The sequence below is a fragment of the Rhizobium bangladeshense genome (genome assembly GCF_017357245.1).
Lineage (GTDB): Bacteria > Pseudomonadota > Alphaproteobacteria > Rhizobiales > Rhizobiaceae > Rhizobium > Rhizobium bangladeshense.
Genome location: NZ_CP071617.1, coordinates 69,572 through 95,433, shown reverse-complemented (window position 1 = coordinate 95,433; position 25,862 = coordinate 69,572). Strand labels below are relative to the sequence as shown.

The following is a 25,862-nucleotide window of genomic DNA, read 5'->3' as shown; positions in this document are numbered from 1 at the left end:
TCAATGGATGACCAGCGAAAGAGCGTGAGAGTTGCGGCGGTGGCCGATCTTCATGTGACGGAGGACGGCGCCAAGTCCTACAAGGATCTGTTCGCGGAGGTTTCCTCCGTGGCCGACGTTCTCGTCATCGCTGGCGACCTCACCGATCTCGGCAAACCCAGGGAAGCCGAACTGCTTGCGAGCGATCTGCGCCATTGCACGGTACCGACAGTCGCCGTCCTCGGAAACCATGATCACGAGAGCGGGCAGGTCGATGACGTCTGCCGGGTCCTGACGGATGCCGGTGTGAAGTTGCTCAACGGCCAGGCGGCCGAGGTCGCCGGCGTCGGCTTCGTCGGCGTCAAGGGCTTTGCCGGCGGCTTCGGGCGCCATATGCTCGGCTCCTTCGGCGAGCCGGCGATCAAGGCGATGGTCGCAGAAAGCGTCGAGGAGTCGATGCGCCTGGAAAACGCGATGCGCCAGGTCCGATCCGATCGCTCCCTCGTCGTGCTGCACTACGCGCCGATCGCCGAAACAGTGGCCGGCGAGCCCCTGGAAATTTACCCGTTTCTCGGCTCTTCACGGCTGGCGGAAACAATCGACCGCTTCCGCGTGAGTGCGGTCGTACATGGTCATGCCCATCGGGGATCCTATCAGGGCCGGACGCCGGGCGGCGCCCCTGTCTACAATGTCGCGGCCCATATAGAGAAGCCCACCGGCAAAACTTACGCGTTGCTCGAACTCTGATAGGCCGAGTGTCACGACTATTTATTGGTGCGTCCCCGGTGACGTGGATCCACGCCGCCTTGGGGCGTCGCATCGTTGGCTGTATCGCCTTCGATGGTGTTTTCGGCCCGCATCGCTTCGTCATCCGGCGGCGAAACGATACCACGCGAACGGCTGATGCCCGGGTCGTCGGTAAGGTCTCTATCGCTTGGCTTCCTGGTCTTGGCATGTTTGGGGGAGGTCATGATTTTCTCCTTAAAACGTTGCGACCCTTTTGAGTGAACTCACTGCATAGTCCCGGGTTCCCCCGAAGAATCCGCCATGATGAAAAGCCCTGCATCGCTGGGAACATTTCTCCGAAGCCGAGGTTGAAGCGCCATTAGAGCGCTGCGCGTCCTTTCGGGCGTTCGATCTAACATCTTGAACCTGCGCATCGGGCTTACCGAAAATCGATTCCGATTCTTCGGGCCGATGGGCTGGCGACCGGCAAGGGAGAACCATCGTGAAAGCTCTGACGTGGCACGGCAAGCATGACATCCGCTGTGACAGCGTTCCCGATCCGCAGATCGAGGACGGGCGCGATGCCATCATAAAGGTCACGGCGTGCGCGATCTGCGGATCGGATCTGCATCTCTATGACGGCGTCATGCCGGAGATGCACAGCGGCGACGTCATGGGTCATGAGACCATGGGCGAAGTGGTGGAGGTCGGCAAGGACAATACCAATCTCAAGGTCGGCGACCGGGTCGTCGTGCCCTTCACCATTTCCTGCGGCGAATGCTTCTTCTGCAAGCGGGGCTTCTATTCCGGCTGCGAGCGTTCCAATCCCGATCGAGCGAAGGTCGCGAAACTCTGGGGCAATTCGCCTGCGGGCCTGTTCGGCTACTCGCATCTGCTCGGCGGCTATGCCGGCGGACAGGCGGAATATCTGCGCGTGCCCTATGCCGATGTCGGGCCGATCAAGGTGCCGGCCGGACTTTCCGACGAACAGGTGCTCTTCCTCTCCGATATTTTTCCGACCGGCTATATGGCGGCCGATTTCTGCAACATCCAGCCCGGCGATACGATTGCGATCTGGGGCTGCGGCCCGGTCGGCCAGATGGCGATACGCTCGGCCTTCCTGCTTGGCGCCGAACGGGTGATCGCCATCGATGCGGTGCCCGAACGGATGGCGCTCGCGCAGGCGGCCGGCGCCATCACCCTCGATTTCATGGACAAGGACGTCTACGACCAGATCATGGAACTGACTGACGGTCGCGGTGCGGATGCCTGCATCGACGCCGTCGGAACCGAAGCCGAGGCGGCTGCCAGCTGGGATTCGCGCCTCGACCGCATCAAGGTCGCCTTGTTCATGGGAACGGACAGGCCGCATGTGCTGCGTCAGGCCATCCACTGCTGCCGCAACTTCGGCACGGTCTCGATCGTCGGCGTCTATGGCGGTTTTCTCGACAAGATCCCGATGGGTTCGGCAATCAACCGGGGCCTGACTTTCAAGATGGCCCAGACGCCGGTTCAACATTATTTGCCGATCCTGATGGAGCGTATTGAAAAGGGCGACATCGACCCCTCCTTCGTCATCACCCATCGCGGCTCGCTGGACGACGGTCCGGCTCTCTACAAGACATTTCGCGACAAGCAGGACGGATGCATCAAGGTCGTTCTCAAACCTTAAGGAGAAACATGATGGCTCATCATGAACCAGGCAAGGGCCTGGCCGTCGTCACCGGCGCTTCCACCGGCATCGGCTACGAGCTGGCGAAGTGCGCGGCCGAGGACGGCTATGATCTCATCATTGCCGCCGACGAGGAGCGCATCAATCAGGCAGCCGCGAATCTCAAGGAGTTCGGCACTTCCGTCGATGCTGTCGAAGCCGACCTATCGACGCTCGAAGGTGTCGATCGTCTGACCGAGCGCATCACCGCCAGCGGCCGTTCGGTCGATCTGCTGATGGCCAATGCCGGCCGCGGCATCGGCGAAGCTTTCCTCGACCGTAATTTCAACGAGGCACGCAAAGTCGTCGATACCAACATCACCGGAACGATCTATCTGATCCATCAGATCGGCAACCAGATGCGCAGCCGCGGCGCGGGCCGCATCCTGCTGACAGGCTCGATCGCCGGATTCATGCCGGGCTCCTACCAGGCCGTCTATAACGGTACCAAGGCCTTCATCAACAGCTTCTCCTTCGCCTTGCGCGAAGAGCTGAAGGATTCCGGGGTCACCGTCAGCTGCCTCATGCCGGGGGCGACGGAAACCGAATTCTTCAGACGAGCCGGTCTTGTGGATACGGCGATCGGCCAGGCGGAGAAGGACGACGCCGGCGAAGTCGCGCGCATAGGCTATGACGCGATGATGGATGGCGAAGGCGATGTCGTCAGCGGCTGGAAGAACAAACTGCAGGCAGCCGTTGCCAACGTCACGCCGGCAAGCGTGCTCGCCCGCCAGCATGCAAAGATTGCAAAGCCCGGCTCAGGAACAAAATAGACAAGAGTGTCCCTAAACGGCCGATCGCCGCCGTGATTACGGCAGCGGTCGAGGGGATGAGGTCGAGCGCTCAATCACGCTCTACGAATTTATTGAAGCGGCTCGTCTTTCCGTCCTTGGTCTTGTCCTGATAGAGAAAGGCGAGCTTGTTTTCGTCGAAGATCTTGAAGAATTCGTCCCAGTCGATCTCGTCGAATTCCTCTTCCTTTTCTCCGAAGTCGATCCGGAGAACGCCGCCCTTGCCGCGGGTCCGGATAGCCGCCGGCCTGCCGTCCCTTTCCTCCGCCCATTTGCGGATTTTCTTGTGATCCGTCGTTGTCTCAGAACTGCTCATCGAAGCTTCCTTTCACATGATATCGCGAGCGCTTACAGGAGCGGTTGTCTTTGCTTCCAGTCGCGATAGGGTGCGAGCAATCGGCCGGGATAACGCCGCTCGATCTCGCTTTCGGTCAAAGCGATCCGGGCAAGAATCTCCTCTGCTGCGCCGCCTTTGGCAGTCTCGCTCGCTTTTTCCAGATCATTCATGATCACGAACAATTCGTCGTCAGTCATCGCCTCAAGGCGAGAGACGAAATCTTCGACCGGTTCGCTGATAAGTGGGTTGGTGGACACTGGCGCCTCTTTGCTGATGCCTGTCCAACTTCGCTTCTCATACTAAGTTCCACCGACAGACCGGGCAAAAGAGCGATCACACCGCCTCCTGCTCTTCCCGGTATAATAGCCAGGGAACCGTCGCCCCCGTCAGATGAGGCCCTCCGAGCTTGACCAGATTTGCCCCTGAGCCGAGAGGATCGGCGGTAAGACATACCGGTCGAGAAAGAACGCGATTAGGAAATTCGTGCGGAACATTTGACCTTGCGTACGGTTGGGATGCCGGCTGCGAGCGGAGGAGAGGGAGAAATCTCCCCCGGCGAAGACGCCGAGATGCAAATCTGGCGGCGTCGATGCCGCCAACCGTGCGCGATCATCTCAGACGCGCGCAGGAAATCAATGCCGCGCTGACGGGCTCGGCAGTCCGGTTGCCCAGCAAGCCAATGCCGGCAAACCAGCGTGAGCCCTAACGGGCGACCGCCCCATTGCCGTGGGAACAACCACCTGCTTTCAGCTGTTCTCCTCGTGAGTGGAGGTGACCCCATGGATATGACCCGTATCCGAGACCACATGGTGGAACATCATGTCGTGCGTCGCGGCATTCGCGATCGAAGCGTCACCAGGGCGATGAGGATGGTGCCGCGCGAAAAATTCGTCGACCCCGGCTTCGAGGAATTCGCCTACGAGGATGCGCCGCTATCGATTGGCGAGGGTCAGACAATCTCGCAGCCTTTCATCGTCGCCCTGATGATCGAAAAGGCCGATCTGGACGCGGGCGACAAAGTCCTGGAGGTCGGAACCGGCTCCGGCTACGCCTCGGCCCTCATCAGCCGGATCGCAAGACACGTCTATTCCATCGAACGGCATGAAAGGCTGGCGCTTCAGGCCCGGGAGCGATTCGAGAAGCTCGGATACCGCAACATCGACGTCCGGGTCGGCGACGGCAGCAAGGGCTGGGCCAAAGCCGCTCCTTTCGATGCCATCGTCGTTTCGGCGGGCGCACCCGAGGTCCCGGTCGCCTTGAAGGAGCAGCTGGATCTCGGCGGGCGGCTTATCATCCCGGTGGGCCGCGGTGACGAGCAACGCCTGAAACGCATCACGCGCACCGGGGCGACCACCTTCGAGGAGGAAGATCTCGGCGGCGTCTTTTTCGTCCCTCTGATCGGCGAAGATGCCTGGACTGCCGCACATCCGATGTATACGGCGACGGCCCCCTCATCGAGTATGGAGGAAACACCTTGCAAACTCATCGCGGCCGTGGCGGAAGAATTTCCCTCGGTCGACGACCGGAGCTTTGCCGCCCTTTTCGATCGGTTTGGCGAAAGCCGCATCGTTCTGCTTGGTGAATCCACCCATGGCACGGCCGAATTCTACGAGGCACGCGCAGCCATCAGCCGTTACCTGATCGAACATCATGGGTTCAACATGGTGGCGGTCGAAGCGGATTGGCCGGACGCCGCGGCGGTCGACCGCTGGATAAATGGCCAGGCGTCAAAAGGCGATCAGCCGTTCAGCCGCTTTCCCAGGTGGATGTGGAGGAACCGAGAATTTTCGCAATTCCTCGGCTGGCTGAAGGGGGATAACGAACGTCGCAAGGCTTTGCGCGACGACCCGATCCGGTTCTACGGCCTGGATCTCTACAACATGTCGGGATCGATCCGCTCGGTTCTCAACTATCTCGAAAATGTCAGCCCGGAAACCGCCAGGATTGCCAGGGAGCGCTATGGCTGCCTCAGCCCCTGGCAGAGCGATCCTGCGACCTACGGCCGGGCCGTGCTTACCGATGCCTATCGATCATGCGAGGAGGCGGTGCTGAAGCAATGCACGGAGCTGCTTTCGCGATCCCTGGACGACGCCGCCTCGGATGGTCACGATTTCCTGGACGCCGCCCAGTCGGCACGGTTGCTTGCCGCAGCCGAGCGGTATTACCGGGTCATGTATTACGGCGGTTCTCATGCGTGGAATCTGCGCGACACCTACATGGCGGATACAGTCGAGCATCTCCTCGACTTTCACGGTCCGACTGCGAAGGTCATCATTTGGGCGCATAACTCGCATATTGGCGATGCCCGCTACACCGATATGGCAACCGCCCGCGACGAGCTGAACCTTGGCCAGCTGTGCCGGCAGCGTTTCGATGGACTGACCAGCCTTATCGGACTGGGAACCCATTCCGGCGAGGTGATTGCGGCAAGCGACTGGGACGGACAGGCCGAGAAGAAGCAAGTCAATCCATCACTGCCGCAGAGCTACGAGCGTCTCTGTCACGATTCCGGAAAGCCGCGATTTCTCCTCGACCTCGCGGCCGATGAGGAATTGCATGCAAGCCTGGTCGAACAGCGGCTTCAGCGGTTCATCGGCGTCATCTACCGGCCGGAGACGGAACGGATGAGCCATTACATGTCGACATCGCTGTCGCGGCAATATGATGCATTTCTCTGGTTTGATGAAACCCGGCCGCTTTCACCGCTCACGGCGCCGGAGCCCGGAACATCGGATCAGGAAACTTTTCCCTTCGGGTTGTAGAGCCTTCGCCGATCGAGCCGCGATCACCATCGACGCGATAAGGCGGGAACTCTGCGCCGGTCCGCAAGTTTAGCGATCATCAACCCAGGAGATCCTTATGAAACGCTTTGTTATCGCCTCGCTCGCACTCGCGCTTGCCGTCCCGGCCTTCGCGCAATCGGCTGCCGAAAAGACAGGGGTCAATTCCCTGATCGGCGTGCCGCCGAAAACGGAAGATTTCGTCAAGGAAGCAGCCGCAAGCGACATGTTCGAAATCGCCTCCAGCAAGCTTGCGATCGAGCGTGGCGACGATGCGACGAAGGCCTTTGCGCAGCAGATGCTAACCGACCATCAGAAGACCAGCGAGGAACTGAAGGCATTGGTTTCCGGCGGCAAGGTCAAGGCAGCGCTTCCGAGCGCCATGACGTCGGATCAGCAGAGTATGCTCGACAAGCTGAACAGCCTGCAAGGAGCCGATTTCAACAAGCAATATCGCTCCGACCAGGAATCTGCCCATGAGGACGCGGTCGATCTCTTCAAGCGCTATGGCGACGAAGGGGACAATCCCGAATTGAAGGCATGGGCTGCAAGCACGCGCCCCGCTCTGGAACATCATCTCCAGATGGCCGAAGAGCTCAACAAGTGAACGGCCAGACCGCATGGTCAAGGTGATCATGAGGCCCGCCGGGAGGCAAGCATGATCGATGACGAGACAAGAAGGATCCGCGCCTACCGTATTTGGGAAAGCGAGGGACGCCCGGAAGGTCAGGACCTTGCACATTGGTATCGAGCGGGTGACGACACGATCGACCCGGCGCAAGGCGGTCGGGAATACTGCCGATATTCCCCAGACACCGCGCCCGCGGGGTCGCTGATCATCAAACTCTATCGATCGGGCGACCAGATCCGGGGATATGTCCGCAAGGTCGCGGAAACCGACGTGGACGACACGGTATTCCCCGGCGAAGAAATGGAACCCGAAGCGGCATTCAAGCTGGCAGAATCCCATAGAGGCAACAGCGGCCGGCCGGTCTTCGTCGAACTTGTCGAGGACGTCGAATGGGATCCTTCCTGGGGTCGCCTCAGGTATCAAACACCCAGCTGAAGCAGACCGGGCCGCATCGATAGGTCCGGCACCGAAACTGCGGCTTGATCAGATCTGCTTCAGCTGATCCCACACGTCCCAGGAGAACTGATCCATGGCGAGAACTGTCGGCGATTTCCTTGTGGCACGGCTTGGCGAATGGGGTGTGCGGCGTATGTTCGGCTATCCCGGAGACGGCATCAACGGCGTCTTCGGGGCGCTCCATCGCGCATCCGACAAGATGGAGTTCATCCAGGCACGACACGAGGAAATGGCGGCTTTCATGGCAGCCGCCTATGCGAAGTTCTCAGGCGAACTCGGCGTCTGCATCGCAACGTCGGGACCTGGCGCCACCCATCTGATCACCGGTCTCTACGACGCTCGAATGGACCATCAGCCTGTTCTCGCCATCGTCGGCCAGCAGGCGCGCCGTGCGCTCGGCGGACATTACCAGCAGGAGCTCGATCTTGCCGCCCTTTTCAAGGATGTCGCGAGCGATTTCGTGCAGCAGGCTTCGGCTCCGGCGCAGGTGCGCCATCTGATCGACCGCGCGGTTCGCATCGCACTCGCGAACCGGACGGTGACAGCGATCATTCTGCCGAATGACCTGCAGGAAATGCCCTATGAGGAGCCTGCGCGAAAGCACGGCACCGTGCATTCAGGCCCAGGTTACCGGCCGCCAAGGGTTTTTCCGCACGGAGACGATCTTCAGGCTGCGGCCGATATTCTGAACGCCGGAAAGAAAGTGGCGATCCTTGTCGGTGCCGGCGCGCTCAACGCCACGGACGAGGTCATTGCCGTTGCAGACCGCCTCCAGGCGGGCGCTGCCAAAGCCCTGCTCGGCAAGGCCGCGCTGCCGGACGACCTGCCGTGGGTGACGGGTTCGATCGGCCTTCTCGGGACAGAACCGTCATGGAACCTCATGCGGGACTGCGACACCCTGCTGATGATCGGCTCCGGTTTTCCCTATTCCGAATTCCTGCCGGAGGAAGGCCGGGCGCGCGGCGTGCAGATCGACATCAATCCCGATATGCTGTCGCTGCGCTATCCCATGGAACTCAACCTGACCGGCGATGCGGCCGAAACGCTGCGGGCGCTGCTGCCCCTGTTGCAGGAAAATCCGGACCGCAGCTGGCGGCAAACGATCCAGAAAGACGTCGCCGCCTGGTGGAAGACCCTGGACGAGCGCGCCAACGTCGACGCCAACCCGATCAATCCGCAGCGTGTGGTCAGCGAACTTTCGCCGCGGCTGCCGACAAACGCCGTCGTCACCTGCGATTCCGGCTCCTGCGCGAATTGGTATGCCCGGGACCTGAAGATGCGCCGCGGCGTGAAGGCATCGCTCTCCGGCGGACTCGCATCGATGGGAGCTGCCGTCCCCTATGCGATCGCAGCGAAATTCGCTCATCCCGATCGCCCCGTTGTCGGCCTGGTCGGCGACGGGGCCATGCAGATGAACAATCTCGCCGAGATGATCACCGTTGCCAAATACTGGAAGGACTGGGCCGATCCGACTTTCGTCATTTGCGTCTTCAACAATCAGGATCTGAACCAGGTGACGTGGGAGCAGCGGGTGATGGAGGGCGATCCGAAATTCCAGGCGTCGCAGTCCATTCCCGACGTAGCCTACCACAAGTTCGCCGAGCTCATCGGGTTGCGCGGCATTTTCGTCGACCATCCGGATAGGCTCGGCGCCGCGTGGGAAGAAGCCCTGACGGCCGAATGCCCCGTCATCCTCGAGGTGAAGACCGACCCCGAAGTGCCGCCTCTGCCGCCGCACATCACCTTCGAGCAGATGCGGAACCTCACCTCGGCCTTGATGACGGGGGACCCGCATGAGGGGGGCGTCATTGCCGGTACCTTCCGCCAGCTCTTTGCCGGCATCCTCTCGCGGCGGTAGCTGGCGAGATTGTCTCACCGGTACGAATTGTTTAGTCAGCCCCGAAGGCGTCTCAGAAGGAAAGATCCAGCACCCTGCCCTCGAACAGACGGTCGCGGGAGCCTTCGAGATGTGCCTTCATCAACCGTTGTGCATCATCAGCCCGGCCATCGGCGATCGCCTTGTAGATGGCGTTATGCTCCTCATAGACCTGTTCCAACCCTTGGCGCGGGCCGAGCAGGGAAAGGCCATGGAGATGCATGCCGACGGCGATATGCGCCTTCAGCGCATCGATGGAGGCTGTGTAATAGTGGTTGTTGGCAGCCTCGGTCACGGCGCGATGGAAGATGAAGTCGGCGTCGGTGCGGTGCAGCTGATGGCTGGTCGCCTCGCGCAGGTCGGCAAGGGCGCTGGCGATCTTCTGGATCGCCTGCTCATTGCGGCGCTTTGCGGCGAAATAAGCGGCCGCCGGTTCGATGGTCAGGCGGAATTCGTAGCAGCGCTGAATATCGGCAATGGTTTTAACAGGCGAATAGGCAAGCTGTGCTGTCGGCGATCCATGGGCGCTGACGAAGGTGCCGGCCCCCTGCCGGGCGTAGACGATGCCTTGATCGCGCAGACGCCCCAGCGCGTCGCGCACGATCGGTCGGGAAACTCCGAGCATCGAGGCAAGTTCATGTTCGCCGGGAAGACGTGAATCCGGCGGATAGTTTCCGCCGCGGATCCGCTCGAGCAGCTGGTCGAAAACACGATCGACCAGCTTGACGGCCTTGCCGCGCTCGGGCTTGCCCGGCGGGCCGGCTTCCGCGTTCAAAGATTCGCCATTCGCTTCAACCACGTCATTCTCCCCGACGGTATCTCATGCCGCCTGATTCCGAAGAACCAGTTTTAACAAACTATCGGGCTTGCCGAAGCCCCCCGACTTGACGGCACACCGAAAATGCCGCCCATCGGCGGCCATGACATCGAACCACGGAATGCCGGCCTCGATCTCGCCCTGTGGCGTGAGCACCCTCACATCAAGCGCCTGGAAAACTGCAAGCGCCGTATCGCCGCCGCCAAGCATCAGCATCTCGGGCCTCGTATCGTCGATCAGCGTTTTGACGCCCGCCGCAAAATCACGGGCAACAAGTGCCGCATCCGCCGTCATATTGCCGGTGCAGCGCAACAGCACCGGCAGCGCCAAGCCCTCCCCGCATTCGATCTGCCCCATCGGCGCATCCACTACCATGCGCAAGGCGCCCGAGGCTTCGAGCCGGTTCATCTGGACGGCCGTGATCGGATCGCGCGAGCCGAAGGCGAACAGCGTGCGCGGAGTGGCGGTAAATTCCGTTGTCGGCCGTCGCCCGCTTCCGCCGAGCTGCCGGGCGAATGCCGCACCGAGGCCGCGCGCACCGACGCCGAGCGTCGTCAGCCAGACATGACCCTCGACGATCTGATCGAGATCAGCATCGTCCTCGGCATCGGCAACGACGACATTGTCCGCGAGGCCCTCGAACAGATCGGCAACTGGCAGCGGCTTGTTGATCCCTCGGCCAACGACACAGCCCCGGTAGGTCAGGCGCTCCTGATCGGGAATGGCGGGCGCCACAAGGATATTCTTCAGACCGAACACATCCGCGAGCGCCAGGCTTTCCGCCGCGACATTGCCCTTCAGCCGGGAGTCGATCTTCTTCATGACGACTGCCGGCTTCATGTCGCGAAACACCTTGGCCACCGATCGCACCCTTTCGGCGGCTTCGCGCGCACCAAGGGCACGAGAGGCGGTGTTGATGACGACGACCTCACAGCCGGTGGCGACCGCATCCTGCGCTGCCCCGACATCGACGGCGACAGCGACCGAAAGGCCGGCCGCGACGAAGGGCGTGCCGGTATCCAGCGCGCCCGTCAGATCGTCGGCGATGATCGCGGCCTGCAGTGTCATGCGATCTGGCCCGGGTTGACGGCGTGGCAGGCGACGAGGTGGCCGGGCCGGGCCTCCTTCCAGGCGGGAATAACCCTGCTGCAGACATCCATGGCGATCGGGCAGCGGGTGTGGAAACGGCAGCCCGACGGCGGGTTCAGCGGGCTCGGCACGTCGCCCTGCAGGATCTGGCGCTGACGGGTGCGCTCGAGTTCCGGATCGGTCTCCGGAACGGCCGACAGCAGCGCCTTGGTGTAGGGATGCAGCGGGTTGTCGAAGAGCTCCTCGCGGGTCGCGAGTTCGGCAAGCCGCCCGAGGTACATGACGCCGACGCGGGTGCTGATATGGCGCACGACCGCTAGATCATGGGCGATGAAGAGGTAGGTCAGCCCGTATTTTTCCTGCAGATCGAGCAGGAGGTTGATGATCTGCGCCTGGATCGACACGTCGAGCGCGGAGATCGCCTCGTCGCAGACGATGAATTTCGGCTGACAGGCGAGCGCACGCGCAATGACGACGCGCTGCCGCTGGCCGCCGGAAAGTTCGTGCGGATAGCGCTGGGCAAATTGCTTTGGCAGACCGACGTCCGTGAGCAGCGTCGCCACCCTCTCCTTCAGCTCGGCCTTGGTGCAGAGCTTATGAAAGAGGATCGGCTCGCCGATCGCTTCGCCCACGGTCATGCGCGGATTGAGCGTCGAATAAGGATCCTGGAAGACGATCTGCAGGTCGCGGCGGAAGGGCCGCATCTGCTTCTCGTCGAGGCTTGCCAGATCCTGGCCCTTGTAGACGACCTTGCCACTGGTCGCCTTGTAGAGGTTGAGGATGGTGAAGCCTGTCGTCGATTTGCCGCAGCCGGATTCGCCGACGAGGCTCAGCGTCTCGCCTTCCATGATGTCGAGATCGACGTTGTCGAGCGCATAGACAGTCGCCGAGCGTTCGCCGAAAGCACCGAGCTTGACGTGGAAATGCTTGACCAGGTTTTCGACCCTGAGCAGCGGTTGAGCAGTCATCACGCGGCCTCCTGCATTCTCTGGACGACGAAACAGGCGGCGCGATGTTTGCTGCTGCCGCTCAAAGGTTCGAGCCTCGGCACCTTCTCGTGACAGATCGTCTCAGCGAGCGGGCAGCGCGGCGCAAAGGGGCAGCCCTTCGGCCGGCGGCCGGGCTCCGGCGGCGTGCCCCCGATCGAGCTCAGCCGGCTTGCCGGCGGATCCGACAATTTCGGGATCGAGGACAGCAGACCCCGCGTATAGGGATGGCTCGGGCGGGCGTAGAGTTCGTCGACGGGCGCGTCCTCGACGACCGTACCGGCATAGAGCACGGCGACGCGGTCGACGAGGCCGGCGATCAGCGCCAGATCATGGGTGATCCAGACGACCGACATGCCGAGTTTGGCGCGCAGATCCTTCACGAGATCGACGATCTGGGCCTGAATGGTAACGTCGAGCGCCGTCGTCGGCTCGTCGGCGATGAGGAGTTTGGGATTGCAGGCAAGGCCGATCGCGATCATCACGCGCTGGCGCATTCCGCCGGAAAGCTCGTGCGGAAACGCCTGTAGGCGCTCTTCGGGCCCGGGAATGCCGACGAGCCGCAGGAGTTCGACAGCGCGGACTCGGGCCTCGGCCTTTTTCATCTTGCGATGATAGATCAGCGGCTCGCAGATCTGGTCGCCGACACGCATGACCGGATTGAGCGAGGTCATCGGGTCCTGGAAGACGAAACCGATATCGCCGCCGCGCACCTTGCGCAGCTCGCTGTTCGACATATTCCGCAAGTCGCGTCCATCAAACTTGGCCGAGCCCTTGGTCACCTTGATCTTGTTTGGCAGCAGCCGCATCAGACTGAGCATGGTCAGGCTCTTGCCGCAGCCGGATTCACCGACAACGCCGAGCGTTTCACCCTTGTTGACGTAGAGATCTATGCCATCGACGACGACGGCGGGGCCGCGGCGCGAATCGATCTCGATGGTAAGATCCTTCACGTCCAGCAGACGTTCATTGCTTGTCGCGTTCATCATTTGCCGCCTCGCGGATTGAGTGCGTCATTAAGGCCATCGCCGAGGAAGCTGAAGGCAACCGAAGCGAGGCCGAGCACCGCCGCCGGAGCGGCAAGAAGATGCGGATAATGCTGCCAGACGCGCAGGCCGTCCGAGATCATGTTGCCCCAGCTTGGCGTCGGGGGATTGACGCCCACACCGAGGAAGCTGAAGGCGCTTTCCAGCACCATCGCTGTGCCGAGGCCGGCGCTGACCGAGACGATCAGAGGTCCAATCGCATTCGGCACGACGTAGCGCTTGATGATGATCCAGTTCGATAGGCCGAGCGCCTGGGCGGCCGTGATATAAGGACGGCTGCGGATCGACAGCACCTGAGCGCGCACGAGGCGTGCATAGGGCGGCCAGGAGATCAGCGCCATCGATCCGAAGACCAGGATGAAATCCACCCAGATCGTCTGTCGGTAGAAGGGGTTGAGCGTCGCAAGATACTGCGCCTCCATCCACCTAGTGATGGGCGTCTTCAGCGATGCATTGATGACGACGACGAGAAGTAGATTCGGAACCGACATCGTCACATCCGTCAGCCACATGATGACCTGGTCGAAAGGATTGCCGAAAAAGCCGGCGACGGCGCCGAGCACCGTGCCGATGAAGACCGCGATGACGGTGACGATGACTGCGACGAGGAAGGCCGTGCGCGTACCGAAGACGATGCGACTGAAGACGTCGCGGCCGAGATCGTCGGTGCCGAACGGGTGGTGCAGCGAAGGAGCAGCGTTTCTCGCCTGCAGATCCTGCGTTAGATAGTCGTAGGGCGTCAGGTAAGGACCGAAGATCGCGGTCAAGGCGAGGATGGCAACAACGATCAGGCCGAAGATCGCAAGCTTGTTGCGCTTCAGGCGGTACCACGCGTCACGCCACAGGCTGACGGGCGCTTCTTCCTGAGGTGCGACGGGAGAGAGGGGGATGGCGGACATGGTCAGCGGCTCCTTCTTGCATCGTTAGCGCGCGGATCAAGCAGCGGATAGAGCACATCGACCAGGAGGTTCGATGCCATGACAAGGAACGACCCGATCAGGGTAATCGCCAGGATGACAGGATAATCGGAATTGGTGAGTGCCTGCACCGTCAGGCGCCCGAGACCTGGAAGACCGAAAACAAGCTCCACGAAGATCGCCCCGTTGACAATGGCGATCATGATCAGACCCAGCTGGGTCACAACGGGCGTCAGCACCGGGCGCAGGATGTGGCGCAAGGCCACGACTATCTCAGGAACGCCCTTGGCCCGCGCCGTCCGCACGAAGTCCTCCGAAAGCACCTCGATGACTGCGGCGCGCGTCTGGCGCACGATGAGCGCGATCGGCTGGAAGGAAAGCACGACCAGTGGCAGAATGATACGCACGTCAAAGACGCCGCCCCAGCCATAGGGCACCCTGATCATCGGCAGCAGCACGATGAGACCGACCATCAGCAGCGGACCAGCTACATAGGCCGGGATCGCCCAGAGGAAAAGCGCGGTACCGGTGATCGTGTAGTCGACGCGGTTGTTCTGGTTCAGGGCAGCGACCATGCCGAGCGGGATCGCAACGACAGTCGTCAGGATGATGGAACAGAGCGCCAGCTTGAAGGAAACGGGTGCAGCGGCCGAAACCATTGCCCAGACGGAACGGCCCGACATCAGCGAGTTGCCGAACTGACCGTGCAGCAAGTTCCAGACGTAATAGCCGAACTGTTCGATGAAAGGATTGTTGAGGCCAGCACTTTCTCGGATCGCTTCGATACGCTCCGGATTATAAGCGACGTCGCCCGGCGCACGAAGAAAGATCAGTTTGATCGGATCGCCCGCACCGTAAAAAGCCATCGCGTAAACGGCCATCATCACGACCAGAACGGACGGAATCCAGATGGCAAACCGCGTGAGCACATAACGTAGCAAGACCACCTCCCACCTTTTATCAGGAGCGTTTTCCGCAAGCTGTGCGGATCGCGCTTACCCTTCTTGAACTTGCGCGAAGACCTCGCGGCCTTCGCGCGGTTGCTTGAGCTATCGAGAATTGGCTAAAACTCCGAATCAGCCGATCGATACGTCCCAGGGAGCGACGACCTGCCAGTCGAGGTTCTTCTCCATGGCCTTGACCTCCTTGCTCGCCCAGCGGGACATGGCCTGAGAATACCACGGAATAAACACCCAATCGTCGCGGAACGCCTTCTGGGCTTCCTGCGCGAGCCTCACGCGATCCGGATCGTCGACAGCCTTGGTTGCAGCTTCTGCAAGCAGGCTGTCTACCTTATCGTTCTTGTAGTTGCCGAGTTTGTTCTGGGCGTGGGACGAGGTCGAGGCGATGCAGCCGGTGAGATAGGAGGCGGCATCGGGAACGCGTGTGCCGACGTCATCTCGCAAAATCTGCACCGCGTTCTGGTTCGGTCCGCCATCCTGCTGTGGCTTCATGTCGACAGACGTTATGCCAAGGTTCTGTCGCCATTGTTCGGCGATGAACTGCGCAGCAGCCTGGATGGCCGGCCCCGAAATCCCGACAAACATAAGCTTGGGAAGACGATCCGGTCCGCCATAGCTTGATTCAGCAAGCAGCTTCTTGGCCGCCGCCGGGTCATAAGGATAGGGCTCGAAGCCGGAATTGTCGGCACCCGGAACCGAGTTCAGGATCTGGTCGGCCTTCTTGTGTGGACCGTCCGGATAAGACGCCTTGAACAGGCCGTCGCGATCGACCGCCATGATCAGGGCCTGGCGAACCTTGGGATCGTCCATCGGTGCGCGAGAAGTATTGAACCAGAAATGCTGGCTGGTTGGGATGATCGGACCGGCAGAAAATTCCGGACCGAGATCCTGAATGATCGTCGAAGTGACGAGCTCGGTATGAACGTTGTATTCGCCGGATGCGATAAGTGAGGTCGCGGTGACATTGTCTTCGATCGAGCTGATCTCAACACGGGCGAGCTTCGGCTTCGGCCCGAAGAAATTCTCGTTGGGCTCGAAAGTCACCGTGCCGGCGTCGATATCGAGCGCGGTCAGCTTAAAGGGTCCGGAATAGACGGCACCATTGTCAGCCTTGTACCAGTCGGCCACTTCCTCACCATCGTTGCCGCGCGACTGGGCAGCTTTGGTGATCGGCACAATGTGGTTGGCAAGGCGCATGAAGAAGATGGGGTCGGCTTCCGCCAGCGTGCAGACGACAGTGGATTCATCAGGCGTCGAAACGCCGGTCAACTCGTTTGCGGAGCCGGCGGAGACTTCCTTATAACCGGCAACCTTGCTCAACACCTGATCGACGCGCTGGTTTTTGGTGCTGGGCATGGTGCAAACCTCCCACGAGCCTTTGACATCGGCCGAGGTGATTTTGCTGCCATCGGAAAAAACTGCCTTCGGGTTGATTTTGAACGTCCACACCTTCTTGTCCGGCGAGTCCCAGCTCGTGAAGACGTAGGGTTGGATTTTGCCCTCGGCGTCGAAATACATTGGCGACGCCCACCAGAACGAGTTCCAACGGAAGGTTCTGCCGCCGCCGCGCAATGGCGACCAATCCTGGTCGAAGGCTGGGTTGATAGCCTTCAGGACCTGACCGTCCTGCGCCATGACGATGCGAGCGCTCGCACCGAAGAGCGAGAAGCCGACGCCGGCCGCAAGCCCGAGCTTGAGCGCGTTACGACGGGAAATCTGCGAAAAATCTTGCTCATTACCAAATGTCATTTGCTCCTCCTGGCAAATAGCGCGCCCTTTCGAAAGACCTCCCCGAAGCTGCGCGGCAGAGCTCAGACAATCACTTCATAATGTAAACATGTCAATGAAAAATCTTGTATAAAGCCGCCATGTCGACGAAACGAAAATTTTTATCTATTGTATTCAGGCACTTGCTGCATAAACAAAGCAAAAGCAGAATTTGTCAGATTGACAACCAGGCAACACTCAGATGAATACAAGGGCGAGGAACATGCCAGGAAGGCCCAGTTCGACGAGGAGGATGTCTTGAACAATTACAAGATTACAGGCGTCTACAGCGCCGCAGCCACCCCTCTCAACGCCGATGGCAGCCCCGATCTCGCAATCTTTACTGAACATTGCCAGCGGCTGATCGAAGAAGGATGCCACGGAGTGGCACTGCTCGGAACGACAGGCGAAGCCAACTCCTTCTCTCTCACCGAACGCCGCACAATCCTCGAAGCGGCTCTTGAAGCCGGCATTTCCGCCGATAAGCTCTTGCCGGGCACCGGCGTCGTCGCCATTCCCGAGACAGTCGAACTGACGAAGCATGCGCTTTCGCTCGGCGTTTCCAGAGTGGTTATGCTACCGCCCTCCTACTACAAGGGCGTGTCCGACGAAGGGCTTTTCGCCGCCTATGCGCAGATTCTGGAGAAGATCGGCGATAGCAGGCTTCAGGTGATACTCTATCATATTCCGCAGGTTTCGGGCGTTCCACTTTCCATTTCGCTTATCAGCCGGCTGGTCGAAGCATTCCCGGAAACAGTCGTCGGCATCAAGGATTCTGCAGGCGATTTCAACAATATGCAGGCGATCGTAGCAGCCTGCCCCGGCTTCTCTGTACTCTGCGGCGCAGATCCGCTGCTGCTGCCGCTGCTGAAGGCGGGCGGCGCCGGTTGCGTTACCGCCACCTCGAACCTCGTCGCCGATTCGCTGCGCACCGTTTACGACAACGTTCATGACGCGACAAGGAGCGTAGAAGTCGAGACCGCGCAGGCACGCATCAATGCCTTCCGTACCCTGTCGAACTCCTATGTCCAAATCCCGACGATCAAGGCCATGATCGGCCTGAAGACCGGCAACGTCGGTTGGCGGCGCACACGCCCGCCGCTCGTACCACTCAATGATGCTGAATATGCGGCGCTCGCCGACCGTTACGCAAAACTGCCTTAAGGAGGTAACATGCAATCGACAGGCCTAAAACCCGAAGAAGTTCCGTCGCTGATGGACGGTGTCCTTAGGGCAAATATCGCGCAGACCGGCCGCTTTGATGCTTATCTACCCTCCCCCTGCGTTCAGAACCACGCTGCCAATCTCGCTTTTCTGGCCGATGGCACGCTTACGTGCGTCTGGTTCGGCGGTACAATGGAAGGCATGGGCGACATCTCGATTTACATGTCGCGGCTGGCACCCGATGCAGAGCGCTGGACCGAACCGGAGAAGATGTCTGACGATCCGGCAAGGTCCGAGCAGAATCCCTTGATTTTCAATGCGCCGGATGGTCGGGTCTGGTTGCTCTATACTTCCCAGACATCTGGCGATCAGGACGGCGCAGTTGTCAAATGCCGGGTCTCGCAGGATGGCGGAAAGAGTTTTGCTCCGCCCTCAATCCTTTGCGACCTGCCTGGCACCTTCGTACGCCAGCAGATTGTGGTCAATGGTAAGGGTGAATGGCTGCTTCCTATCTTTCGCTGCGGCAGCCTGCCCGGTCGGCGCTGGAGTGGCGACGCGGACACGGCAGGCGTTATGATCTCAGGCGATGGAGGAAAAACTTGGCAGACTAAAGAGATAGACAACAGTCTGGGCGCGGTTCACATGAATATCGTGCCGCTCGAAGACGACAGGATGGTCGCCTTCTTCCGTGATCGCTATGCGGAGAATATCCACTCTTCTTTGTCTACAAATCAGGGCGAAACCTGGAGCACGCCAAAGCCGATCGATTTGCCCAACAACAATTCCTCGATCCAGGCCATAAATCTCCGAGACCGAAGGATCGCGATGGTTTACAACCACAGCAGCGCTGCTTCCCATGACGCCCGACGCCAATCACTTTATGACGAGGTGGAAGCTACCGGTGCGCCTGTTTCGGAGACTTCCGTTGCAACCGCCAGAAAAGCGGTATGGGGTGTTCCGCGCGCGCCGTTAAGCCTCGCAGTGTCCATCGATGAAGGTGCGCACTTCGAGCGTAAGCTCGACCTGGACACAGGCGACGGATACTGTTTGAGCAACAACTCGAAAGACCTGCTGAACCGCGAATTCTCCTATCCCTCAATCACCCAAGGGCCGGACGGCGCGCTTCACGTCGCCTATACCTATTACCGGCGCGCCATCAAATATGTCCGTCTTCCATTGGGGTCCATTGCATAGAGCGCAGTGCAATAGGGAGAAGTGTGGCAAGCGGCGGTCTGCGAAATCGGCGCTTCCGTGCGGACCTCGGACGAACCCTTCGCAAGGTGGGTTGGTAAGCGCGCCGAGCAGTTTGCGAAAGCACCGGTACGTTGCGACGGACCTGTTCGTCAAGCAGGAAAGACCAAGGCTGGGTCTCGCTATCGGCGGCGTAACAAATGTAAATCGTTGGCGGCCCTGACCGTCACGCTCGGAGGACCTAATATGGTCAGCTTGGATTCACCTGTTACCGTTGTTCGGCCACATCTGATTGAATTCGGTGTTGGGGCCGCCGGGCGGCTCGGGGCCTGGGCCACCAGCAAGGGCTATTCCAGAACGCTGGTTATCTCGGACGCCTTCAATGCCGCACGCATAGATGTCTTGCGGCTGGATGGCGAGGTTTCGATTTTTTCGGATGTGACGCCCGAGCCGGATATTGCGAATCTCGACAAGGTGCTTGCAGCGGCCGAAGCTGCGCAAGCAGATCTGATCGTCGGCTTCGGCGGCGGCAGCGCCATGGATCTTGCCAAGCTCGCTGCCGTGCTTGCCGGCTCTGAGCAGACACTTCGCGAAGTTGTTGGCCCGAACAAGGTTCAGGGATCGAGAAAAGCAGCGCTCGCCCAAGTGCCGACGACATCGGGCACGGGCAGCGAGGCCGGCATTCGCGCGCTGGTCACCGATCCCGAAACTAAGGCGAAACTTGCGGTCGAGAGCCTTCATATGCTCGCCGATATCGCCGTCATCGATCCGTCGCTGACTTTTTCCGTCCCGGCCCGCACCACTGCCGCAACCGGCGTCGATGCGATGGCACACTGCGTTGAGGCCTTCACCAATCGAAAGGCGCATCCAATGATTGACATGTACGCGATCGAAGGAACGCGGCTTGTCGGCAAATATCTTCCGCGAGCCGTCCGCGACGGCTCGGATGCCGAAGCCCGCGCCGGCCTTTCGCTTGCATCCCTCTATGGCGGTTTCTGCCTCGGTCCGGTCAATACGGCGGGCGGCCATGCCCTCGCCTACCCGCTTGGCACCCGGTGGCATGTCGCGCATGGAGCCGCAAATGCGCTGATCTTCCCACATGTTCTTGCTTTCAACACGCCGGCCGTGCCGGAAAAGACGAAGGCGATCATGGAGGCGCTCGGTTACGACACGTCCGAAACCGTAAAATCGGTTTTCGATGCGGCCTACGCGTTCTGCGCCGAGCTCGGCATCGAGATGACCTTGTCCGGCCTCGGCGTGGCTAAAAACGATCTCGACGCCATGGCCGACGACGCTTTCGCCATCCGCAGGCTCCTGGATAATAATCCGCGCGAGTTGACGCGCACTGACATACGCTCGATCTACGAAGCAGCCTATTGAGGCCGCGCTTTCAAGAGGAACTGACCGATGGACAGAAATGCAAAAGTTGCAGTAACCCTCGGCGATCCAGCTGGCGTTGGCCCGGAGGTGATCGTGAAGGCACTGGCGGCATTGCCAACAGATGAGCGACGCGACTTCGTCATCGTCGGCAATGGCGAAGCACTGGAACGGGCAGCACGCGCGACCGGCGTCGGCCTGGGTTTCGGCCCCTCCGCCTCTGAGGACGGAAATACGATCGCAGTCGACGAAGTCCCGCTCGGCGCCGCTCTACCCGAAATCGGCAAAGTCAGCCCCGTCGCCGGCGATGCCTCGGTGCGCTACATCACCCGCGCCGTAGACCTCGCCATGTCGGGACAAGCCGATGTCATCGTCACCGCCCCGATCAACAAGGAAGCGATGAACCTTGCCGGCCATCACCATGACGGCCATACCGGGCTTCTCGCGCACCTCACAGGCTCAAAGAGCTCGTTCATGCTGCTCGCCTCCGAACGGCTGAATACCATTCACGTCTCGACCCATATCTCGCTGAAGGGCGCGATCGAACGCGCCAAGACAGAGCGCGTGCTGGCGACCATCGAAGCCGGCCACAGACATTTCCTCCGCCTCGGCAAGAAAGCGCGCATTGCCGTCGCCGGCCTCAATCCGCATTGCGGCGAGAATGGCCTGTTCGGCACCGAGGACATGGAATTCCTGGCGCCGGCCGTCGAGCAAGCGCAGGCAAAGGGCATTGACGTTGTCGGCCCGATCTCCGCCGACACAGTCTTCGCACGCGCCTATAACGGCGCCTTCGACCTGGTCATCGCCCAGTATCACGATCAGGGCCATATCCCGATCAAGCTGGTCGCCTTCGAGACGGCCGTCAACGTCTCGCTCGGCCTGCCGATCGACCGCGTCTCGGTCGATCACGGCACCGCCTTCGATATCGCTGGCACCGGCAAAGCAAATCACGTCAACATGCTGTCGGCTATTGCCTATGCCCGGCTGATGGCGCGCTCGCCGCGCCAAAGGACCTGATCCGGACGCACCCGCGGGAAACATTCGCGGTTGCCGCGTTAAATCCCGAACAGACGACGATCCCAGAAGACAGGCTCGTGTAGACTCGCCGTGATCGAGGCGAATTCCGGATGCGCCGGATTGATCAGAACGTTGCGGTCGACGCGGGCGACGACGCTCGGCACCAGCAGGATGGCGCTACGCTTCTCCTGACACCAGCCTTCACCGAATTCCTGGCTGACGGCTGCCGGCATGCTGTCCCAGCCCGGCAGCGCGGGCTCGGAGAAAACCTCGTAGCTGACCCCGCGCGGTATGGTGATGGTAACATAGTGCTGGTTGGGCGGCAGCCGCCCGCTGCCATGGACGAGCTTTTCGAGAAGCGCCGTCGAATAGTGTTCGCTCGTATAGATGATCGGGCTGCCTGCCGTATTCCACCGCCCCGGCGCAATGGTCGAGCCAGTGGCGTCGAAGATCGGATAGGTTCCGTCAGGATCACCGATGCGGACGGATGTCAGCGTGCGGTCCAGGCGTTGCGCGCTCACGCAGCGCTGCCGTATTTCAGGCTTCCGAGGATATCGAGAACGAGTTCGCCGCCGATTTCGCTCTGGATAACGAGGTCGATCGGCCGCCTGTCCTCCAGCATCGCATGCGGCCGAAATAGAAAATTACGCGCCTCGTCTTCGGTCTGCCAGACGTCCAACGCCAGGCTCCAGACTCGCGCGACACGGGCGAGCTTTATGCCCTCGTCGGAGGAGAGCCGATGCTTGGACTTGCGCCGCTCGTAGGTGGCCTTCGGAACGAGGCGGTATTTGAACTGGATATCATCAGGCGCCAGAAGCAGGGCCATGCGATCGAGCGCCTTGACCGGCAATCCTTCCTCGATACTGGAGAGCAGGCCGAAGGCCGAACGTGATGCCGGCTCCCGGGCGGGCAGTCCCAGAACATCGGCCACGACAGCAAATCCCACCATAATCATGGGTCCTTTTCACTTGAGGTTATATTTGGTCTCAAGTGAGCCAATGTTCAATAGCGCCGATCCGGCTTATCTTCGATAGCGGCGGATTGCCGCGCCGCCGCCGTTCCGGCCGGCTCCCGTTTGCCCAGGCGGCGTTCGCTCGTGCCGGGGCCTCAGCTTTGCCCCTGATGCAGCCAACGGAAAATCCGCTCGATCTGGGCAACAACGGCAAAAAAGACGATGCCGGAGAGAGAAGCGAGCACGACGGCGGCAAAGAGCCTTTCCGCCTGATAGTTGAACGTCGACTGAATGATGACAGCGCCCAGCCCCTGGTTAGAGCCGATCCACTCCCCAACGATCGCGCCGATCACACAGGTGGTTGCCGAAATGCGCAGCGATGCAAACAGCAATGGGGCGGACCGTGGCGCGCGCAGGCGCCAGAACGTTTCCCACCCACTCGCCGAAAGAACATGCATCAGCTCAAGCTCGCTTACAGTAGCCAGATTGAGGCCCCGGGCGGTATTCACCAGGGTTGGGAAGAAGCATATGAGAGCGGCGATAATGACCTTGGGTAGCATGCCGAGGCCAAAGATGAGAATGATGATCGGCGCGAGCGCCAGCACCGGAATCGTGTTGAAGAGCAGGACAACGGGAAAATAGGCGGCCTGGAACCGCGGATTATAGACAAAGGCAACCGCCAGTATTACGGCGAGACTATTGCCCAGGAGAAAGCCGAGGCCCGCCTCGCCCCACGTCGGGACGGCGTTCGACAGCATGAAGCGCCATTCGATGCCAAGCGTACGCATGATCGCCAGCGGCGTTGGAACGATATAACTGGGAACACCGAGCGCCGGTACCAGCCATTGCCAGGCTAGGAGCAGCGAAAAGGCGCCGATAATGGGAAGGCCGATTGCCTCTGTGAGGGACAACGGACGGTGCGTCATGCAGCCGCACTCCCCTCCTGCAGCAATCCTCGCAGATGGGCGGCGGTCTCCTGGACATCGAGGCTCTCGCGCCGACAGAGGCCGCGCTCGTCTTTCAGCGGTTTTAGGTCGATCAGCGCCTGGACGCGGCCCGGATTGGCGGCCAGGACCAGCACGCGTCCGCCGAGATAGATCGCCTCGACGACGCTGTGGGTTACGAACAGGATGGTCGTGCCGGTCCGGCGCCAGACGTCAAGAAGCTCATCGTTCAGTCGTTCGCGGGTGATTTCGTCGAGCGCACCGAAGGGTTCGTCCATGAGCAGGATATCCGGCTCGCATTGAAGCGCGCGCGCTATGGCGACGCGCTGGCGTTGTCCGCCGGACAATTGATGCGGATAGCGGTCGGCCAGATGCGACAGGCCGACCAGCTCGATCCAATGGTCGGGGCGCGCATCGACCGATCGCGAGATGCTCTTCTTCCCCACCTGCAGCGGCAGCGCGACATTCTCCCGCACGGTCCGCCAGGGTAACAGCGTTGCGTCCTGAAAGACGAAGGCGACCTCGCGCCCCCGGCGCGCCTCCGAGGCAGTCCTGCCGAGCACCGACAACCGCCCGTCAAGGGGCGGAAGAAGATCTGCCAACGCACGCAAGAAGGTCGACTTGCCGCAACCGGAAGGGCCGAGAATGGTCAGAAACTCGCCCCTGCCGACGCTGAGGTCGACGCCGGAAAGAATGCGGGTTGTCTGGACGGCGCCGGCATAGCCGATCGCCAGATTCTTGGTTTCGATGGCCACTGCTTCAGGCAAATCCGCTCTCACGCAATCTTTGGGCGGTCACCCGCCGTCATATCCAATATCTCAGTCGTATAGCAATCCTCCAGCTTCGGCGCGCCGCTCTTGAACTGGCCGATCTTGTCGTAGACGGAAATCTGCTCGGCGAGAGCGGCTGGATCGAAGCTGCCCCAGCCGTCCCTGCCGGTCTCTGCGTCGAAGCTCAGCGACAATATGCGCGGCACTGTCTTCAGTTCTGCGGCAAGATCGAGCTGCGGATAGGCCGCCACCGTCAATTTGACCGCCTCCTCGGGATGTTCATGCGTCCAGGCCCAACCCTTGGCGACGGCACGCAGCACCTTTGCCAGCGTCTCGGCGTGGCCGTTCACGGCATCGTCGGTGGCGAAATAGACATTGGCGTAGGATGGCAGGCCCGTGTGCTTCATCATCAGATCGATGCGGTCGGGGCCGATGACGGAAAGGGCCTGCGTGTTGGTGATCCATCCGGTGACCGCATCGACCTGGCCGGTCAGCAGCGGCGTCATGTCGAACCCAATATTGGAAATGGCCAGGCTCGAGGGATCGATATTGTTCTTCAGCAGGATGGCATCGAGCACGTAACGGGCCGTCGGCTGGATGCCGATACGCTTGCCGACCATATCCTTGACGGTGCGGATCGGCGCCTTGGGCAGCGAATAGAAGGCGAAAGGCGCCGTGCGGAAACCGCAGGCGAAGATCTTGATCGGCACGCCGGATGACCGGGCAAGAAGAAGCTGCGCCGAATCCGAGAATTGACCGAGCTGCGCATCACCCGTGATCACAGGCGGCACCGTTGCCGAATTGGGACCTCCAGGGGAGAACTCGACGTCGAGACCCTCGGCCTCAAACAGGCCTTGCTTGGCGGCAACGATATCGCCGATCTGTCCATTGCTCATCAACCAATCGTATTTGATGACGACTTTGGATGCGGCGGCGTTCGAATGACGCGGTACGAACACGCTGATCCCCGCCGTCGCCGCGGCGAGGGCGAAGGCTCCACCCTTCAGGACGCTACGCCTGCCGACCATGATTTGTTTGTCATACCCGTTCATTTGCTTACCTTCCCCTTGTTGGTTTGCCGAACGGCTGGCTGGGCCGCTATGCTGGTTACCGCGAGTCGATGTCGCCGACCGGGCCGCCTTCCGACCACGCATAGATCTCCCAGAGATTGTCGTCCGGGTCGGCGAAATAGCAGCATCGCGCATTCCAGACGTAATTCTGCGGCGGCGCGTGGAAGAGCACGCCGGCGGCTTTCAGCTCCGCATAGGCAGCATCGACCTGCTCTGGCGAGGCAAGCTCGATGGCCGCGCAGGCCTTGTGCACGCCCGGAGGAGCCCGGCGGCTTGAGACACCGGTATTCTCGGCGATATGCGCGATCTCCCAGAGCGCCAGCGTCACACCCGCGCCTTTGAAATCGGCAAAGCCGAGAGCTCGGCGGCGCGGTCTGAAGCCAAGCCGCTCGACATAGAAGGCAGACGCTCTTTCGATATCCTCGACCAAAAAACAGATGTCGGTAATCGGATTGATTTGGGCAAAAGCGGTCATACAGGCCTCCTGATGGGAAAAGCCTCGCAGA

27 protein-coding genes are annotated in these 25,862 nt (G+C 60.8%); 11 read left to right on the top strand and 16 right to left on the bottom strand.

Going from position 1 to position 25,862, the window contains the following annotated elements:
• Positions 1–3: 3 nt before the first annotated feature.
• A complete protein-coding gene (locus J2J98_RS29600) occupies positions 4–726 on the top strand; it encodes a metallophosphoesterase family protein (RefSeq protein ID WP_064709964.1) in 723 nt (240 codons plus the stop codon).
• Between the two features lie 17 nt (positions 727–743).
• On the opposite strand, the gene J2J98_RS29595 is transcribed toward J2J98_RS29600, so the two are convergent.
• Complete coding sequence (locus J2J98_RS29595) at positions 744–950, bottom strand: hypothetical protein (protein ID WP_207604280.1); 207 nt, start codon at positions 948–950, stop codon at positions 744–746.
• 257 nt (positions 951–1,207) lie between these two features.
• On the opposite strand from J2J98_RS29595, the gene J2J98_RS29590 reads away from it, so the two are divergent.
• The gene (locus J2J98_RS29590; RefSeq protein ID WP_207604279.1) at positions 1,208–2,377 is read left to right on the top strand and encodes a zinc-dependent alcohol dehydrogenase; all 1,170 of its coding nucleotides are present in this window, start codon (positions 1,208–1,210) and stop codon (positions 2,375–2,377) included.
• An 11-nt stretch (positions 2,378–2,388) separates the two neighbouring features.
• Positions 2,389–3,189, top strand: a complete 801-nt coding sequence (locus tag J2J98_RS29585; RefSeq protein ID WP_207604290.1) for an SDR family NAD(P)-dependent oxidoreductase — start codon at positions 2,389–2,391, stop codon at positions 3,187–3,189.
• Positions 3,190–3,259: 70 nt separating this feature from the next.
• On the opposite strand, the gene J2J98_RS29580 is transcribed toward J2J98_RS29585, so the two are convergent.
• Both J2J98_RS29580 and J2J98_RS29575 read right to left on the bottom strand, forming a co-directional pair.
• Complete coding sequence (locus J2J98_RS29580; protein ID WP_064712032.1) at positions 3,260–3,523, bottom strand: hypothetical protein; 264 nt, start codon at positions 3,521–3,523, stop codon at positions 3,260–3,262.
• A 32-nt stretch (positions 3,524–3,555) separates the two neighbouring features.
• Positions 3,556–3,801 (bottom strand): hypothetical protein, encoded by a 246-nt coding sequence (locus tag J2J98_RS29575; RefSeq protein ID WP_064709969.1) that lies wholly within the window; start codon positions 3,799–3,801, stop codon positions 3,556–3,558.
• 522 nt (positions 3,802–4,323) lie between these two features.
• Here J2J98_RS29575 and J2J98_RS29570 point away from each other — a divergent pair.
• From J2J98_RS29570 to J2J98_RS29555, 4 genes are all read left to right on the top strand, one after another.
• Positions 4,324–6,306, top strand: a complete 1,983-nt coding sequence (locus tag J2J98_RS29570; protein ID WP_207604278.1) for a protein-L-isoaspartate(D-aspartate) O-methyltransferase — start codon at positions 4,324–4,326, stop codon at positions 6,304–6,306.
• A 97-nt stretch (positions 6,307–6,403) separates the two neighbouring features.
• The gene (locus J2J98_RS29565; protein ID WP_138395905.1) at positions 6,404–6,931 is read left to right on the top strand and encodes a DUF4142 domain-containing protein; all 528 of its coding nucleotides are present in this window, start codon (positions 6,404–6,406) and stop codon (positions 6,929–6,931) included.
• A 51-nt stretch (positions 6,932–6,982) separates the two neighbouring features.
• Positions 6,983–7,390 carry a DUF2934 domain-containing protein gene (locus J2J98_RS29560; protein ID WP_207604277.1) on the top strand — a complete coding sequence of 136 codons (408 nt, stop codon included), beginning with the start codon at positions 6,983–6,985 and terminating at the stop codon, positions 7,388–7,390.
• 94 nt (positions 7,391–7,484) lie between these two features.
• A complete protein-coding gene (locus J2J98_RS29555; RefSeq protein ID WP_207604276.1) occupies positions 7,485–9,269 on the top strand; it encodes a thiamine pyrophosphate-requiring protein in 1,785 nt (594 codons plus the stop codon).
• A 52-nt stretch (positions 9,270–9,321) separates the two neighbouring features.
• Here the strand turns inward: J2J98_RS29555 and J2J98_RS29550 are convergent, their stop codons facing one another.
• From J2J98_RS29550 to J2J98_RS29520, 7 genes are all read right to left on the bottom strand, one after another.
• Complete coding sequence (locus J2J98_RS29550; RefSeq protein ID WP_064709973.1) at positions 9,322–10,086, bottom strand: FadR/GntR family transcriptional regulator; 765 nt, start codon at positions 10,084–10,086, stop codon at positions 9,322–9,324.
• A 21-nt stretch (positions 10,087–10,107) separates the two neighbouring features.
• On the bottom strand, positions 10,108–11,172 hold the full coding sequence (locus J2J98_RS29545; protein WP_207604275.1) for a four-carbon acid sugar kinase family protein: 1,065 nt from the start codon (positions 11,170–11,172) through the stop codon (positions 10,108–10,110).
• Positions 11,169–12,161, bottom strand: a complete 993-nt coding sequence (locus J2J98_RS29540) for an ABC transporter ATP-binding protein (RefSeq protein WP_064712026.1) — start codon at positions 12,159–12,161, stop codon at positions 11,169–11,171. The genes J2J98_RS29545 and J2J98_RS29540 overlap by 4 nt, the downstream gene beginning before the upstream one ends.
• Positions 12,161–13,165: an ABC transporter ATP-binding protein gene (locus J2J98_RS29535; RefSeq protein ID WP_375337118.1), complete on the bottom strand. Its 1,005-nt coding sequence runs from the start codon at positions 13,163–13,165 to the stop codon at positions 12,161–12,163. Before J2J98_RS29535 ends, J2J98_RS29540 begins: the two co-directional genes overlap by 1 nt.
• Positions 13,165–14,124, bottom strand: coding sequence for an ABC transporter permease (locus J2J98_RS29530; protein WP_138395900.1), 960 nt, complete (start codon positions 14,122–14,124; stop codon positions 13,165–13,167). Before J2J98_RS29530 ends, J2J98_RS29535 begins: the two co-directional genes overlap by 1 nt.
• A 2-nt stretch (positions 14,125–14,126) precedes the next feature.
• Positions 14,127–15,083, bottom strand: coding sequence for an ABC transporter permease (locus tag J2J98_RS29525; protein ID WP_207604273.1), 957 nt, complete (start codon positions 15,081–15,083; stop codon positions 14,127–14,129).
• A 135-nt stretch (positions 15,084–15,218) separates the two neighbouring features.
• Complete coding sequence (locus tag J2J98_RS29520) at positions 15,219–16,853, bottom strand: ABC transporter substrate-binding protein (RefSeq protein ID WP_207604272.1); 1,635 nt, start codon at positions 16,851–16,853, stop codon at positions 15,219–15,221.
• Between the two features lie 276 nt (positions 16,854–17,129).
• Here J2J98_RS29520 and J2J98_RS29515 point away from each other — a divergent pair, with 276 nt between their 5' ends.
• The 4 genes from J2J98_RS29515 to pdxA all read left to right on the top strand — a co-directional run bounded on the left by J2J98_RS29515 (position 17,130) and on the right by pdxA (position 21,620).
• Positions 17,130–18,035: a dihydrodipicolinate synthase family protein gene (locus J2J98_RS29515; RefSeq protein WP_138395897.1), complete on the top strand. Its 906-nt coding sequence runs from the start codon at positions 17,130–17,132 to the stop codon at positions 18,033–18,035.
• 9 nt (positions 18,036–18,044) lie between these two features.
• Positions 18,045–19,229: a sialidase family protein gene (locus J2J98_RS29510; protein ID WP_207604271.1), complete on the top strand. Its 1,185-nt coding sequence runs from the start codon at positions 18,045–18,047 to the stop codon at positions 19,227–19,229.
• Positions 19,230–19,472: 243 nt separating this feature from the next.
• Positions 19,473–20,606 (top strand): iron-containing alcohol dehydrogenase, encoded by a 1,134-nt coding sequence (locus J2J98_RS29505; protein ID WP_138395895.1) that lies wholly within the window; start codon positions 19,473–19,475, stop codon positions 20,604–20,606.
• 27 nt (positions 20,607–20,633) lie between these two features.
• On the top strand, positions 20,634–21,620 hold the full coding sequence (gene pdxA, locus J2J98_RS29500) for a 4-hydroxythreonine-4-phosphate dehydrogenase PdxA (RefSeq protein ID WP_207604270.1): 987 nt from the start codon (positions 20,634–20,636) through the stop codon (positions 21,618–21,620).
• A 38-nt stretch (positions 21,621–21,658) separates the two neighbouring features.
• Here the strand turns inward: pdxA and J2J98_RS29495 are convergent, their stop codons facing one another.
• From J2J98_RS29495 to J2J98_RS29470, 6 genes are all read right to left on the bottom strand, one after another.
• Complete coding sequence (locus J2J98_RS29495) at positions 21,659–22,141, bottom strand: RES family NAD+ phosphorylase (protein WP_064712020.1); 483 nt, start codon at positions 22,139–22,141, stop codon at positions 21,659–21,661.
• Positions 22,138–22,569 carry an antitoxin Xre-like helix-turn-helix domain-containing protein gene (locus J2J98_RS29490; protein ID WP_138395934.1) on the bottom strand — a complete coding sequence of 144 codons (432 nt, stop codon included), beginning with the start codon at positions 22,567–22,569 and terminating at the stop codon, positions 22,138–22,140. Before J2J98_RS29490 ends, J2J98_RS29495 begins: the two co-directional genes overlap by 4 nt.
• A gap of 158 nt (positions 22,570–22,727) precedes the next feature.
• Positions 22,728–23,498 (bottom strand): ABC transporter permease, encoded by a 771-nt coding sequence (locus J2J98_RS29485; RefSeq protein ID WP_207604269.1) that lies wholly within the window; start codon positions 23,496–23,498, stop codon positions 22,728–22,730.
• Positions 23,495–24,283: an ABC transporter ATP-binding protein gene (locus J2J98_RS29480; protein WP_207604268.1), complete on the bottom strand. Its 789-nt coding sequence runs from the start codon at positions 24,281–24,283 to the stop codon at positions 23,495–23,497. Before J2J98_RS29480 ends, J2J98_RS29485 begins: the two co-directional genes overlap by 4 nt.
• Positions 24,284–24,291: 8 nt before the next feature.
• Positions 24,292–25,338: an ABC transporter substrate-binding protein gene (locus tag J2J98_RS29475; protein ID WP_138395890.1), complete on the bottom strand. Its 1,047-nt coding sequence runs from the start codon at positions 25,336–25,338 to the stop codon at positions 24,292–24,294.
• Positions 25,339–25,393: 55 nt separating this feature from the next.
• Positions 25,394–25,831 (bottom strand): VOC family protein, encoded by a 438-nt coding sequence (locus tag J2J98_RS29470; RefSeq protein WP_138395889.1) that lies wholly within the window; start codon positions 25,829–25,831, stop codon positions 25,394–25,396.
• Between the last annotated feature and the right edge of the window lie 31 nt (positions 25,832–25,862).